Consider the following 14,150-nt stretch of genomic DNA (forward strand, 5'->3'; position numbering starts at 1 on the left):
AGTTACGGGAGCGGGTAGGCGGCGGTCTTGTCGCCGGTGAAGTCGATGGCGGAATATTCGTTGAGTTTGGTCAGCCGGTGGTAGGCCTCGATCATCCGGACGGTGCCGGACTTGGACCGCATCACGATGGACTGGGTGGTGCACCCGCCCGGGTAGTACTGCACGCCCTTGAGCAGATCGCCGTCGGTGACGCCGGTGGCGCAGAAAAAGACGTTGTCACCCGAGACCAGGTCGTCGGTCGACAGCACCTGGTCCAGGTCGTAGCCGGCGTCGAGTGCCTTCTGGCGTTCGGCGTCGTCGGTGGGGGCCAGCTGGGCCTGGATCGCGCCGCCCATGCAGCGGATCGCGGCCGCGGCGATGATGCCCTCGGGGGTGCCACCGATGCCGGCCAGGATGTCGGTGCCGGAGTTGGGGCGGCAGGCCGAGATGGCGCCTGCGACGTCACCGTCGGTGATCAGTCGGATGCGGGCGCCGGCGGCGCGAGCGTCGTCGATCAGTTGGGCGTGGCGCGGACGGTCGAGGATGCACACGGTCAGATCGCTCACCGAGGCGCCGCGCACCTTGGCCACCCGGCGGATGTTCTCGCCGATCGGGGCGGTGATGTCGATCGCGTCGGCGCACTCGGGGCCGACGGCGATCTTGTTCATGTAGAACACCGCGGACGGGTCGAACATGGCACCGCGCTCGGCGACGGCGAGCACCGAGATGGCGTTGGGCATGCCCTTGCTCATCAGCGTGGTGCCGTCGACCGGGTCGACAGCGAAGTCGCACTCCGGCCCGTCGCCGTTGCCGACCTCTTCACCGTTGAAGAGCATCGGGGCTTCGTCTTTCTCGCCCTCGCCGATCACCACGACACCGCGCATCGACACCGAGTTGACCAGCTCACGCATGGCGTCGACAGCGGCCCCGTCGCCGCCTTCCTTGTCGCCGCGGCCGACCCAGCGGCCTGCCGCCATGGCGCCGGCCTCGGTCACCCGGACAAGCTCAAGGGCAAGGTTGCGATCCGGGGCTTCCCCCCGCGTGGGACTCATGGCCCAGATTGTCCCAGAACGTGGTCAGCGTTTGGGAGCTGGGATACTGACGAACATGTCCTCCGAGCCGACGTCTCAGCCAACCCCGGTCCCGAAGCCGGAAAAGTCGCGGTTGCTGCAGGACGGCCGGGACATGTTCTGGTCGATGGCGCCGCTGGTGGTGGCCTGCATCGTGCTCGCGGGGATGCTGGGGATGTGCTCGTTTCAGGCGGGTGGGCCCGGGGCCGGTCCGGCCCCCGAATTCGATGCGCCGGCCGCGCTGCAGGCCGACGCCGACACCTTGAAGATCCCGATCCGCCTGCCTCAGCTGCCCGAGGGCTGGCAGCCCAACTCCGGCAGTCGCCACGGCATCGACGGCGGTTTGACGCTGCCCGACGGCCAGCACGCCCGCGCGGTGTCCTCACGCATCGGTTATCTGGCCCCCACCGGCAAGTACCTGAGCCTTACCCAGAGCAATGCCGACGAGGCCGCCCTGGTGGCCTCGATCAAGCCGGACTCGTATGCGGCAGGTACCCAGGACGTCGACGGGGTGACCTGGGTGGTCTACGAGAGCAGCGACCCGGAACCGGTGTGGACGACAAAGCTGAGCGGACCGGCTCAGGTTGCGATCACCGGCGCCGGTGGTACTGATGAGTACCGTACGCTGGCGAGTGCGACGCAGAAGCAGTCGCCGCTGCCGATCAAGAGGCCGTGACGCACTAACGGATGGAGCCCGTGTTGTCGTCGCCAGTTGCAGATCTCACCGGGTGGACCGCTACCCCCTTCACCGCCGCCGATCAGACCTATGACGTCTACCGCAAGGGCGAAGGCCCCGGCGTGGTCCTGATCCCCGAGATTCCCGGCCTGCATCCCGGCGTACTCGCGCTGGGCAACCATCTGGTGGACAACGGCTTCACGGTGGCCGCGCCGTCGCTGTTCGGCACCCCCGGTGCCTCCGCCGTCCGCCCTGGCGCCATCCCGGTCATGCTGAAAGCCTGCGTGACAAAGGAATTTGCGGCATTCGCCACCAATGCCGACCGGCCCGTCGCGCATTACCTCCGGGCGCTGGCCCGCGATCTCAACGCCACTACCCCCGGTAAGGGCGTCGGCGTCATCGGGCAGTGCTTCACGGGCGGCTTTGCGCTCGCCGCGGCCGTCGACGACAGCGTGCTGGCCCCGGTGCTCAGTCAGCCGTCGGTGCCGATCGCCCTGACCGCGGCGCAGAAACGTGATCCGGGTATGTCGGAGGCCGAGCTCAAGATCGTCGAACAGCGCGTTGCCAATGACGGGCTGTGCGCACTGGCCCTTCGGTTCAGCCAGGACAAACTGGCGCCGGGGGAGCGGTTCGCCACCCTCAAGGCCCGCCTGGGGGACGCGTTCGAGGTGATCGAGATCAATTCGAAGAAGGGCAATCCCGACGGGTTGTCCGCATCGGCGCACTCGGTGCTCACCGATCAGGTGCGCGAGGTTGACGGGCATCCTGCATATGAGGCGCGCAAGAGGGTGGTCGCGTTCCTGACCGAGCGGCTGTGCTCGAATTAGGGAAATGCGTTTGACCGACTAGCTCTCGGCTTCGGCCGTGGCTTTGGATTCGGCTCGGGGTTCAGGTTTCTTTCCCCCGAGCCGTTTCTGTACCCAGTCCCACATCCGCCGCCACGGCCGCTGACCCGGCTCGTCGGGCTCGGTCGTTTCCAGCTCGACGCCCTTGAACACCGCCAGGTAGACGCTGACCGTGGTGACGATGATGATCATCAGCACCGGCCCGATCACCAGGCCGAAGAAGCCGAACATCGAGATGCCGGCGAACACCGCCAGCAGCATCAGTGCCGGATCCAACCGGGCGGCCTTGGGTACCAGCCACGGCCGCAGCACATTGTCGATGTTGGTGACCACCAGCAGGTGGAACACCACCACGAAGATGCCGCCGATGATGTTGCCGAAGAACATCATTCCGATGCCGAACGGAATGGTCACGATGCCGCCACCGAGCGGGATGACGGACAGGGCGGTCAGCAGGATCGCGAAGACGAAGAACCCGTTGTGGAAGCCGGCGATGTAGATCGAGATGGCACCGGCCACACCCTGGCAGAGCGCGATCACGAACTGCCCCTTGACCGTTCCCTTCACCATGGCGCCGGTCTTGGCCAGGTACAGATCGGTGATCTCTTCGCCGAGCGGGTTGAGCCGGCGGATCAGTGTGGCCATCTCGGCGTTGTTGACCAGCATCGAGATGAACACGTACAGGAAGATGATCGATCCGGTGATCGCGCCGACCATGCCGCCGACCGCGCCCTGCAGAATGCCCAGCAGCCATTCGCCGATGTGTTGAGAAAGCTTGACCACCGTGTCGCGCAAGGAATCCGCGGTCAGGTGGATGTCCAGGAACGGCACCCGGCCGAGCAGTGAGTTGACCAGTTGCAGGGCCCGGTCGCCGAGGGTGCTGACATCGGTGTCGGCGATCCACGTGCTGACTGTGTTGACGAGCTGGGTCACCTGCACGATGGCCATGAACACCACCAACGACACCGGGATGATCACCATCAGGATGGCGACCAACACCGTCAGCGTGGCCGAAAGGCCGGTGCCCAGGCGGCGCTGAAACCGTTGATAGAGCGGGGTGAACAGATAGGCGCCGACCGCGGCCATCACGATCAGGACGAAGAAGCCACGCAGGAAGTAGGCGCCCAGCAGCACGGCCAGCACCGTGACGACCGCCAGCGCCCGCTTCTGGGTGAGGCTGAACTCGTCTTTCATCGGGCCCCTTCCCGCCGTTGGGCTGACCCTATCGCCACGCTGGCGTGACGGTCGGCATTGAGCGTCACTCTGGCGTGACGCTGGAGCCTTCAGTCGAGCGGTGCGCGGCCTGGCCGGCGCGCTGTGCGGCGACGAACCGCATCGAGAGTCGCTGCATCAGACCCGGCGCGATGCGGGCGAACAGCCAGGAGGCATGGGCACGACGGGGTTTGACCAGGATGGCCTTGTTGCGCGCGATGGCACGCAGGGTGTCGGCGGCCAGCTGGTCGGCGTCGTAGGCGGTTTTGACGCCCTGGCCTTGCAGGAAGTAGTCGCGGCCGACGAAACCGCCGACCGCGCCCTTGTCCAGGATCGGCGTCTCCACCGCGGCCGGGCACACGGCCAGCACGCCCACGCCGTGGGCGGCGGCTTCCGATCGCAGGGCCATCGACAGCCCGACGACGGCGTGCTTGGTCATCACATAGCTGGTGAGCTGGCCCGCTGCGGCCAGACCTGCCATCGATGCGGTGTTGACGATGTGGCCGTGGCCCTGCCGGATCATCTGCGGATACGCCGCGGCGACACCGTGGACGACGCCGCGCACATTGATGTCGATGATGGCGTTCCACTGATCCAGCGTCAGCAGTTCGGTGTCCCCGCCCCAGACGATGCCGGCGTTGTTGAACATCAGGTCGAGTCGGCCGGCCCGGTCCACGACGCCGTCGACCGCGGCTTGCACCGCGGCCGCATCGGTGACGTCCAGACGTGCCGACCGGGCGCCGAGCGCAGCCGCAGTGTGGGCTGCGGCGTCCTCGTCGATGTCGGTGCAGAGCACCTCGGCGCCGGCGCCGGCCAACGCCCGGCACAGGGCCGCGCCGATTCCCGATCCGGCGCCGGTGACGATCGCCTGCTTGCCGGCGAGGCTCGTCACGCCTGGGCCAGCTTCATGACGTGTCCGAGGATGTCCGGGTAGCGCTTGAGGTGCGCGCCGCCGTTGAGATCGAGAACCTCGCCGGTCAGCCACGAGGCCTGAGGCGAACACAGGAACACGACGGCGGCCGCGATGTCCTCCGGGGTTCCGCTGCGGCCCAGCGCGGTGTTCTCGACGTACTCCTCGACCACACCGGGGATCATCGCCGCAGGATCGGTCAGTGGCGTCTTGACGAATCCTGGCGCGATCGCGTTGACCCGGATGCCGCGTGGTCCCATTTCCAGCGCGGCCACCTGCGTCAGCATCGACAATCCGGCCTTGGCGGCGCAGTAGGCGCTCATCCCGGCCGCGGGCTGGCGCCCGTTCAGCGATGAAATCGACACCAGGACACCGCCTTCGGGCAGGTTGCGCCCGGCGTGTTTGGCGACGATGAACCCGCCGTTGAGACAGACGTCGACGACCGAGCGGAAGTCTTCGACCGCCAGGTCGGTGATCAGTCCGACGTTGCTGAACCCCGCGCAGTTGAGCACGATGTCGACCGGTCCCGCGGCCTCGAACAGCTTCTCCACCGAGCTCTCGTCGGTGACGTCGGCATAGTGGCTCGTGTGCGGCGCACCGAGCTGAGTGGCACGGGCCGCCGCTCCGTCAGCGTCACGGTCGGCCACCACGATGCGGCAGCCGTCGGCGGCCAGGGCCTGGGCGCTGGCCCAGCCGATCCCCGAAGCTCCGCCGATGACGATCGCGACGCGTTCCGTCGTCATGCTGCTCATGTCGTCTCCTCGCGCGAGCGCTCGTCGGGCGCCTGATCCGGTCGGTGGTCGCCCCACTTCTTGTCGATGGCATTCCACGGGTCGGCCAACTTGCCCGGATAGTCCTTGTACGCGGACTTCGACCGCAGGAACGCACGGATCAGGGGTGCGGCCAGGCCGATCGGAAACCGCTTCAGCCCGGCGTTCGCCCTGGTGTCGGCCAAGATCTGCGGCCAGGAGTGGTGCTGGAACCCGAGCACCTCCTGCGAGCGGCTGGTGTCCATCCAGTCGGTGGCGAACCAGGCGGCGTCGTCGTCGGGGTTGCCGGGCCGGCCGATCGGCAGGCCGCCCTTGATTCCCATCGCGGCAGCCGCTTGCGAACCGACTGCGGACTGGATGTGGCGGTGCGTCTCGGCGTCGCCACCGATCAGCAGCACCTCGTGGTTGGCGGTCTCGGTCGGGACCGTGGTGGCCGCGACGAACGCCGCCGCCACATCACGCACGTCGACCGTCTGCAGCCGCCCGTCGGCTGGCAGCACGCTCTCGAACGAGATGAGGTCCACGTCGATGCCGAGGCTGAACTCTGAGCTCATGACCCCACCGAGACGCAGGATCAGCCAGTCCAGCTTCGAGGCCCGGACCAGGGCTTCCGCCTCGACCTTGTGCGCGCCGTAGATGTCGGACGGGTTGACCGGGGTATCCGGGGTCAGTACACCGTCGATGTGGTGCGGATTGCGGGCGCCATAGACCGCGATGCTGGAGGCCTGGACGAACCGCGGCGGCGTGGGCTGGGCTTCGGCGGCCTTCAGCAGCGATGCGGTGGCCTCGACGTTGACCTTCCGGGCCAGCCCGCGGCGCATGTAGCAGAACGGCGGGATGATGGCGGCGAGGTGGATGATCGCGGCCGGTGCGACCGCCGCCACCAATGCGTCGACGGCGTCGGCGTCGGTCAGGTCGGCCCAGCGCACCTCTACAGATGCAGGGAGCGCGGCGGCAGCCTTACGGTTGGCCGGCACGTCGAGATCGGTCGCGACCACTGTGCGTCCGCCTGCGGCCAGCGTCTTCACCACGGCCGAGCCCACCAAACCGAACGCGCCGGTAACCAAAACAGCGTCGGACATAGGCCTCCTCGCTAGAACGTGTTGCAACACTAGCGAACGCAGGTGTGGTGTGTGTCACCGCGATCCGGAACTTCATCGTGCGTTTATCGGCAGGCGTTCGCCCGGGTTTGCTCAGCAACCGGTGACCATCCGTCGTGCTGGGAGATGCCGCGGATCGGCGAATGTTGCTGCCGTTGCCTCATAAGCATCGGCCAGTGGCACTTTGCGGCGTTATGTGTGACTGGGGACACGCTGGCCACCCCACTGTGATGCATTTGCCCGAACAGTCGTCGTCGCCGGATTTGGAAATTTGCCCGAGAGGTATGCAAGGTGTGGCTGTAGGTATCGATCGAAAGTGAGCCAATCGCAGGCGTTTGTGATGTACTCGGTTGCACGCGTCAGTAATTGGGGAGGTGTGGGATGTCCGAAGATGTCGTGACGGGGGTTAACGACAGCGACTCCGGCGAAATTGCCGAAGAGGTTGCTGTGGGTTCCTCGGTGGTCGTGTATCCGGGAACTGACGACGAATTGCACGGCACTGTCGTCGAAGATTTCGCCGACCTTGCCGGGACCGCCGTCGAGGTCGCTGGGGAGCGAATTGTCGAACCGGCGCGCCGGTGGGCAGTCAACCTCGACGACGGCGGTCTGGTGTTCGTCGACGACGACAGCATTGCGCTCGCCGCGCAGGCTGCCTGAGTTTCAGGCAGTTCACCGCAGACTCAGCGGAAGCTGACGTAACCGCCGCACCAACAGGCTGGGCTGCCATTCGGCGTCCCCGGCTGGACTGATGGTGTCGGTGTCGGCGAGCAAAGCCGAGATCACGATGCGGGCTTCGAGGCGGGCGAGTGCGGCCCCGAGACAGAAGTGCCCGCCCTTGCCGAATGCCAAGTGATTCTTGATATTCGGCCGATCCAGCCGGAACTCTTTCGGATCCTCGAACACTGCCTCATCCCGGTTGGCCGCACCCCACAGCAGCAGTAGATGGCTGTCCGCAGGCAACGCGACGCCCGCGAGTTCGGCATCGGCCAGCACATGCCGGTAGTGGCCGCGGAACGGGGATTCGAACCGCAACACCTCCTCCAGGAACGGCGCGATCATCGCGGGATCCTGGCGCAGCTTTTCCGCCAGCTCGGGCTGACGGCTCAGTATCCCGACGGCGCTGCCGATCAACGATGCCGTCGATTCGCCTCCCGCGCCCACCAGTTGGATCAGCATGAACACCGCCGTGTCGCGGTCCACGCGCTCCGCCGCACAGTAGGTCGCCAGGTCGCCCAGCAGATTCTCGCTCGGATTTGCCGATGCTTCGACGAACCGTTCGGTCAGGTAGCCGCCGAGTTCGACGGCTGCGATCCCCGATGCCGTCAGCTGCTCGGCGTCGACGAGCCCGTCCAGGAGCTGGGTGCTGGCATACGCCCATGCCACGAGTTGGTCCACGTCTTCGATCGGTAAGCCCAGGAGTTGCGCGACTACCACCATGGGCAGCCGGTCGGCCACGGCCGACATCCAGTCGAACTCGCCGGCGGCCTCGGTGAGCAGGTCCGCGGCTGTGGCGGCGATGAAGGGCTCGAGCTCAGAGATCCGTTTCGCCGCCATCCGCGGCAGGACCAGTTTGCGGTGGGCGGCGTGCGCCGGTTCGTCAGCGGTGGCCAGTACGTGGATGGGGCCGCCCGGCTCGCCCATGCCGAACGCACTGACGGTGCCGTCGGCCTGGGACCACATGGTGGCGGTGAGGTTCGACGAGAAGTCGTGCGTGCGGGCGGTGGCCTCGAGGACGGCGTCGAAGGAGCTCACCACGAAGAACGGTGAGCCGCCGACCTGTGCCACCGGTGCGTGCGCCCGCAGGCGGTCGTACAGCGGATACGGATCCTGCAGGCAGGCGGGCTCGAACAGTTCGTGTGCCAGGAGCATTTGGCCAGGTTGGCTGGCTGTTCGAGGCCCGTCAACGGTGCCGGCACATGTTGATATCCGCCGACGGGGTGCCAGCTGCGGGGGCGTCTCAATCGCGCGCGGTGACCTGCGGGAGAGATGAGAACTTTGGGGAACTTTGTCGCAGAATGCGATAAATTGGCTGCTATGTCTCCCAGGCGTGAAGACTGGTTGGTCGGGGGCGACCGACGTGTCGAGGCTGCCGAACGCATCTATGCCGCCGCGGCCGAGATGGCGGCCCGGGACGGACTGGACGCGCTGGACATCGATGCGTTGGCGGCGCGGGTGCACTGCTCACGCGCGACGGTGTACCGGCATGCCGGGGGCAAGGCACAGATTCGCGACGCTGTGCTGGCCAGGTTGGCCATATCGATCGTGGGAGAGGTGCGTCGCGCGGTCGACGGCCTGACCGGAGCAGAACGGGTGCTGGTCGCTGTCACCGTTGCACTGCAACACATTCGGGCCGATCCGATGTTCGGCCTACTACTCAGCTCACTGCGCAGCGGGGGTGGGATGGCGGATCTGACACAGTCACCGGTCCCCGCCGCATTCGCCACCGAACTCACCGGACTCGGCGAGGACGACCCGGCGGCTGCGGCGTGGATCGTGCGGCTGGTGTTGTCGTTGTTGGTGTGGCCGGGGGTCGACGAGGCCGCTGAGCAAGAGATGTTGAGGCGCTTTGTGGCTCCGGCGTTCGGCTAAGGTTGTTTGACGCACCGAAAACCGATGTGGCTCATGCCGGTATCCACCATCTGAGGACGTCGGGCAGCCGGCCGGTAGCGCATGCAGTAGCTGTCGGCGCACAGGAACGAACCGCCCTTGATCACCTTGCGCCCGATCTGGAACTGGGGCTGATCGGGGTCATAGGTGTCTGCGGCACAGCATGGCGTGGTGGCCCGGTCCTCGCCGTACCAGTCGGTGGTCCACTCCCAGACGTTGCCTGCCATGTCGAACAGGCCGTAGCCGTTGGCTTCGAAGCTGCCGACCGGTTTCGTTGTGCCATAACCGGTGTCGGGCAGGTAGGGGAATTCGCCGTGCCAGTAGTTCGCGAGGCGCTGCCCGGGTTGCTCGGGCTGGTCGCCCCACGTGTACGCCGCACCGGGGATCCCGCCGCGGGCCGCGGTCTCCCACTGGGCCTCGCTCGGCAGTTCCAGCCCGGCCCAGTCCGCATAGGCCGCGGCATCGTCGAAGGCGATGTGCACCACGGGATGCTGCTCGCGTCCTGCCAGTGAGGAGCGCGGTCCGCGTGGGTGATTCCAGCACGCACCCGGCGTCCATGCCCACCATTGGCTGATGTGCCGCAAATCCACGGGGCCGGCAGTGCGCCGGAACACCATCGAGCCGGGGACGAGGTTCTCCGGTGGGGCGCCCGGGAAATCGTCGGGGTTCACCGGACGTTCGGCGACCGTGATGTAGCCGGTGGCCGAAACGAACTGCGCGAACTCGCTATTCGTCACCTGGTGGCGCTGGATCCAGTAGCCCGTGGTCGCAACCTCGCGTGCCGGCGCCTCTTCGGGGTAATGCGCGTCGGAGCCGAGAATCGTCGTCTGGGCCGGAATCCACACCAGATCGGCTGATGTCATGCGTCGACTCTGCGGTGAGGGCGAGGGGTACTCGCACTTTGGCACCCTGGACGCAGAGTCGACGACCTCGGTGCGTAATCAGTCAAAGACCGTCGTCCAATCGTCGCGCATGCTCGCCACCGTCCAGTCGCGGTCGGCGGCGAGCCCCAGCACCTTCTCGGCCCCTGCGGTGTAATCGAATTCGCGGTCGACATCATCGTGGCGCACCAGCATGCTCAACGACGGACCCGCGCCGCCGGCGGTGTACTCCAGCATCTGGATATCGCCGTTGGAGTTGCCGGCCGCGAAGATCGGCCGACGCCCGATGCGCCCCCAGATGCGCACCGCCTTCACCGGTCCGTCGTTCAGGAACTCGGGGGTGGCTGTCGTCCTGAGTTGACCACCGACGAAATCCAGCCCCACTGAACTGCCGATCACCCGCTCGGGCGGGATGCCGTACATCGATGCTGTCACCGGGCGCATGAAATCGCGGCCGCCGCCGGAGACGATGTAGTTGGTGAACCCGTTGGCCTCCAGGTAACGCAGCAACTCGACCATCGGCAGATAGCCGCACCTGGTGTACGGACGACTCAGCGTCGGGTGCTGCGCCTCGGCGAAGAACGCCTTGATCCGGTCGGCGTGGTCCTCGACAGACAGTCCGGCGTAGGCCGAGAGTATGCCTCCGGCAAGGATTTTGAGCGCGGAGTCATCGCCGTTGTAGTGCTTGGTGACGGCATCGCCGAACCAGGCCAGATCACCGGCGGCCGCAGCCTGATACGGCTGTGTGGCCGCCAGCGCCGGGTCGGCGGCGGCCTGCTCGGCCAGTCGGCGCACCAGGAAGTCCAGCTGGATGTACGCCGGCTTCTCACACCACAGCGTGCCGTCGTTGTCGAAAACGGCGACGCGCTCTTCGGGAGCCACCTGCTCGGTGACACGCCCCACGAAGTCGCCGATCGCCGACTTCGTAGGCCCATCGTTCCAGGATTTCAGTTCGGCCACGCTCAGCCGCCCCGCGTGGCCAGGAACTTCTCGAGCTCCTCCACGGCATGGTTGATCGTGAACGAGGCCGGCTCCTGACGCGGCGGGAACTCTTTGAAGGTTTCCAGGAACTGATTGACGATCGCCCCGGCGTAGAACATGAGGTACAGGCGATCGATCACCCAGTCCCAGTAGGTGTTTGACGTGACATCGGCGTGTTCGAAAGGGTCGGTGCGCAGGTTGAACAGCTTCGGGGCGCGCAGCTTGGTGAACGGTTCGAACCACACCTCCAGGGTTCCCTGGCAGCGCTGCTCCATGAACACGACTTTCCAGTTGTCCGCGCGGACACCCAGGACATCGCCGTCGTCGGAGAAGTAGATCATCCCGCGCCGGGGGGATTTGTCGACCTCGCCGGTGAGATAGGGCAGCAGGTTGTACCCGTCGATATGGACCTTGTATTCGGTTTCCCCGTCGGCGCCGGCCTTGTAGCCCTGTTTGAGCTTCTCCACGATGTCAGGATCGCCCGCGGCAGCGAGAAATGTGGGCAGCCAGTCATGGTGTTGCACAATCTCGTTCGAGACCGAACCGGGCGAGATCTTCCCCGTCCACCGGATCATCTCGGGAATGCGGAAGGCACCTTCCCAGTTGGTGTTCTTCTCGCTACGGAACGGAGTGGTCGCGCCGTCGGGCCAGCTGTTGGCGTGGGGTCCGTTGTCCGTGGAGTAGATGACGATGGTGTCCTCGGTGATACCGAGCTCGTCCACCAGGTCGAGTAATGTCCCGACGTGGCCGTCGTGATCGATCATCGTGTCGTGGTACCGCGACTGCCAGCGTCCGGCCTGCCCCTCGCTCTCCGGCTTGGTGTGGGTCCGGAAATGCATGTGGGTCATGTTCATCCATACGAAGAACGGTGTGTCTGATTCGTGCTGGCGCTTGATGAAATCCATACAGGCTGACGTGGTTTCATCGTCGACGGTCTCCATCCGCTTCTTCGTCAGCGGCCCGGTGTCCTCGATGCGCTGCTTGCCGACCGGTCCGTAGCGTGGGTCGACCTCGCCGGAATCCTCTTCGGTGGCCCAGGAGTGGATGACGCCGCGAGGCAACAGCGCCTTGCGGAGCAGAGGTGCTTCTTCCTCGGTGGGATAGTCCTCGTGCTCGGGCTCCTCCTCGGCGTTGAGATGGTACAAGTTGCCGAAGAACTCGTCGAACCCGTGCGCGGTCGGCAGGTACTTGTTCAGATCGCCCAGGTGGTTCTTGCCGAATTGTCCGGTCGCATAACCCAACGGTTTCAGCAACTCGGCGATGGTCGGGTCCTCCTTCTGAAGGCCCACGTCGACGCCGGGCATACCCACCTTGCTCATTCCGGTGCGGTAGACACTCTGGCCGGTGATGAACGAAGCCCGACCGGCCGTACAGCTTTGTTCACCGTACGAGTCGGTGAAAAGCATTCCCTCGTTTGCGATCCGGTCGATGTTGGGCGTCTGGTAGCCCATCATGCCGCGGCTGTAACAACTCAGGTTCCAGATCCCGATGTCGTCACCCCAGATGACCAGGATGTTGGGTTTGCCGTTGGGCATCTTCCGTCTGCTCCTTCGCTCAGTCTTTGGCCAGGAATGCGTGCAGCTTCTCGACGGCCTGGTCCACGCTGAAGCTGGCCGGTGGATGCCGCGGCGGGAACTCTTTGAACGTCTCAAGGAATTTCGTGGCCATTGCCGTCGCGTAGAACACGAAGTAGTCGTGTCGCAGGAACCACTCGTAGTAGGTGTTCGACGTGATGTCGGCGTATTCGTACGGGTCGGTGCGCAGGTTGAACAGTTTCGGTACTCGCAACGGGGTGAATGGTTCGGCCCAGATCCGCAACGTGCCTGGGCAGCGCTGTTCGGAGAAGACGATCTTCCAGTTCTCGAACCGCATGGCCACCAGGTCGGCGTCGTCGGAGAAGTAGAAGAATCCGCGCCGGGGACTCTCGTCCACCTCGCCGGTCAGGTAGGGCAGCAGGTTGTAGCCGTCGATGTGCACCTTGTACTCGGTTTCCCCGTCGGCGCCGGCCTTGTGGCCCTTCTTGAGCTTTTCCGCGATGTCGGGATCGCCGGCGGCGGCCAGCAGCGTGGGCAGCCAGTCGTGGTGCTGGATGATCTCGTTGGAAACCGTGCCCGCCTTGACCTTTCCGGGCCACCGGATCAGCTCCGGCACCCGGAAGGCGCCCTCCCAGTTGGTGTCCTTCTCACTGCGGAACGGAGTCGTGCCGGCATCGGGCCAGGTGTTGCGGTGCGGACCGTTGTCGGTGGAGTAGATGACGATGGTGTCGTCGGCGATCCCGAGCTCGTCGAGCACGTTGAGCACGGTGCCCACATTTCGGTCGTGGTCGATCATCGTGTCGTGGTAGGGCGACTGCCACAATCCGGCCTGCCCGCGACTTTCCGGCTTGGTGTGGGTGTAGAGGTGCATGTGGGTGAAGTTGCACCACACGAAGAACGGGTTGCCTGCGTCATGCTGGCGCTTGATGTAGTCGACGGTCGCGTCGGCGATGTCCTCGTCGATGGTCTCCATGCGCTTGGTGTTCAGGGGGCCGGTGTCCTCGATGGTCTGCTTGCCGACCGCGCCGTACTTCGGGTCATCGGGTTCGGTCGAGACCGTGTCGGTGGCCTTGCACTTCAAGACGCCACGCGGTTTGGCCAGGTTGTACAACCGCGGGTAGCGATCCTCGTGCGGATAGTCGAAGTTCTCCGGCTCTTCCTCGGCATTGAGGTGGTAGAGGTTGCCGAAGAATTCGTCGAAGCCGTGCACGGTGGGCAGGTACTTGTTGAGGTCACCGAAGTGGTTCTTGCCGAACTGCCCGGTGGCATAGCCCATCGGTTTGAGCAGTTCGGCGATCGTCGGATCCTCGGCGGCCCAGCCGATGTCGGCGCCAGGTATGCCGACCTTGCTCATACCGGTCCGGTAGACGCTTTGTCCACTGATGAAGGCTGCCCTGCCGGCGGTGCAACTTTGCTCACCGTAGGAGTCGGTGAATCGCATGCCCTCGTTGGCGAGGCGGTCGATGTTCGGTGTGCGGTAGCCCATCAGCCCGTCGCTGTAACAACTGAGGTTGCTGATGCCGATGTCGTCGCCCCAGATCACGAGAATGTTCGGCTTGCCGTTTGGCATGTTGGCTCCTCGCC

At 65.6% G+C, this 14,150-nt stretch carries 14 protein-coding genes; 4 read left to right on the forward strand and 10 right to left on the reverse strand.

Annotation, left to right across the window (positions count from 1 at the left end):
- Positions 1 to 2 precede the first annotated feature (2 nt).
- Positions 3 to 1,031 carry a class II fructose-bisphosphatase gene (glpX, locus tag AC4ELH_RS34735; protein WP_055116699.1) on the reverse strand — a complete coding sequence of 343 codons (1,029 nt, stop codon included), beginning with the start codon at positions 1,029 to 1,031 and terminating at the stop codon, positions 3 to 5.
- Positions 1,032 to 1,086: 55 nt separating this feature from the next.
- Between glpX and AC4ELH_RS34740 the strand changes: the two genes are divergently transcribed.
- Positions 1,087 to 1,725 carry a DUF4245 domain-containing protein gene (locus AC4ELH_RS34740; RefSeq protein ID WP_064882866.1) on the forward strand — a complete coding sequence of 213 codons (639 nt, stop codon included), beginning with the start codon at positions 1,087 to 1,089 and terminating at the stop codon, positions 1,723 to 1,725.
- A gap of 23 nt (positions 1,726 to 1,748) precedes the next feature.
- Positions 1,749 to 2,552 carry a dienelactone hydrolase family protein gene (locus AC4ELH_RS34745; protein ID WP_448442287.1) on the forward strand — a complete coding sequence of 268 codons (804 nt, stop codon included), beginning with the start codon at positions 1,749 to 1,751 and terminating at the stop codon, positions 2,550 to 2,552.
- Between the two features lie 18 nt (positions 2,553 to 2,570).
- On the opposite strand, the gene AC4ELH_RS34750 is transcribed toward AC4ELH_RS34745, so the two are convergent.
- The 4 genes from AC4ELH_RS34750 to AC4ELH_RS34765 form a co-directional block, all read right to left on the reverse strand.
- Positions 2,571 to 3,764: an AI-2E family transporter gene (locus AC4ELH_RS34750; protein ID WP_448442289.1), complete on the reverse strand. Its 1,194-nt coding sequence runs from the start codon at positions 3,762 to 3,764 to the stop codon at positions 2,571 to 2,573.
- Between the two features lie 64 nt (positions 3,765 to 3,828).
- A complete protein-coding gene (locus AC4ELH_RS34755; RefSeq protein WP_064960505.1) occupies positions 3,829 to 4,674 on the reverse strand; it encodes an SDR family NAD(P)-dependent oxidoreductase in 846 nt (281 codons plus the stop codon).
- A complete protein-coding gene (locus AC4ELH_RS34760; protein WP_064882970.1) occupies positions 4,671 to 5,435 on the reverse strand; it encodes an SDR family NAD(P)-dependent oxidoreductase in 765 nt (254 codons plus the stop codon). The genes AC4ELH_RS34755 and AC4ELH_RS34760 overlap by 4 nt, the downstream gene beginning before the upstream one ends.
- A gap of 5 nt (positions 5,436 to 5,440) precedes the next feature.
- Positions 5,441 to 6,544 (reverse strand): cholesterol dehydrogenase/isomerase, encoded by a 1,104-nt coding sequence (locus tag AC4ELH_RS34765; protein WP_448442292.1) that lies wholly within the window; start codon positions 6,542 to 6,544, stop codon positions 5,441 to 5,443.
- A 399-nt stretch (positions 6,545 to 6,943) separates the two neighbouring features.
- On the opposite strand from AC4ELH_RS34765, the gene AC4ELH_RS34770 reads away from it, so the two are divergent.
- Positions 6,944 to 7,219, forward strand: a complete 276-nt coding sequence (locus tag AC4ELH_RS34770; RefSeq protein WP_236732109.1) for a hypothetical protein — start codon at positions 6,944 to 6,946, stop codon at positions 7,217 to 7,219.
- Positions 7,220 to 7,231: 12 nt separating this feature from the next.
- Here AC4ELH_RS34770 and AC4ELH_RS34775 read toward each other — a convergent pair whose 3' ends face one another.
- Positions 7,232 to 8,431: a cytochrome P450 gene (locus AC4ELH_RS34775; RefSeq protein ID WP_448442294.1), complete on the reverse strand. Its 1,200-nt coding sequence runs from the start codon at positions 8,429 to 8,431 to the stop codon at positions 7,232 to 7,234.
- A 165-nt stretch (positions 8,432 to 8,596) separates the two neighbouring features.
- Between AC4ELH_RS34775 and AC4ELH_RS34780 the strand changes: the two genes are divergently transcribed.
- A complete protein-coding gene (locus AC4ELH_RS34780; RefSeq protein WP_448442296.1) occupies positions 8,597 to 9,151 on the forward strand; it encodes a TetR/AcrR family transcriptional regulator in 555 nt (184 codons plus the stop codon).
- On the opposite strand, the gene AC4ELH_RS34785 is transcribed toward AC4ELH_RS34780, so the two are convergent.
- Genes AC4ELH_RS34785 through AC4ELH_RS34800 form a run of 4 tightly spaced genes read right to left on the reverse strand, consistent with a single transcriptional unit; the run spans position 9,148 to position 14,136 of the window.
- On the reverse strand, positions 9,148 to 10,077 hold the full coding sequence (locus AC4ELH_RS34785) for a formylglycine-generating enzyme family protein (protein ID WP_498889406.1): 930 nt from the start codon (positions 10,075 to 10,077) through the stop codon (positions 9,148 to 9,150). The two genes, AC4ELH_RS34780 and AC4ELH_RS34785, sit on opposite strands and share 4 nt — an antisense overlap.
- 33 nt (positions 10,078 to 10,110) lie before the next feature.
- Positions 10,111 to 11,016, reverse strand: a complete 906-nt coding sequence (locus AC4ELH_RS34790) for an HAD family hydrolase (protein ID WP_448442404.1) — start codon at positions 11,014 to 11,016, stop codon at positions 10,111 to 10,113.
- Positions 11,013 to 12,566, reverse strand: a complete 1,554-nt coding sequence (locus AC4ELH_RS34795; protein ID WP_448442300.1) for an arylsulfatase — start codon at positions 12,564 to 12,566, stop codon at positions 11,013 to 11,015. Before AC4ELH_RS34795 ends, AC4ELH_RS34790 begins: the two co-directional genes overlap by 4 nt.
- Before the next feature lie 19 nt (positions 12,567 to 12,585).
- Positions 12,586 to 14,136, reverse strand: a complete 1,551-nt coding sequence (locus AC4ELH_RS34800; protein ID WP_064882882.1) for an arylsulfatase — start codon at positions 14,134 to 14,136, stop codon at positions 12,586 to 12,588.
- Between the last annotated feature and the right edge of the window lie 14 nt (positions 14,137 to 14,150).

The organism is Mycobacterium shunyiense, assembly GCF_058270075.1.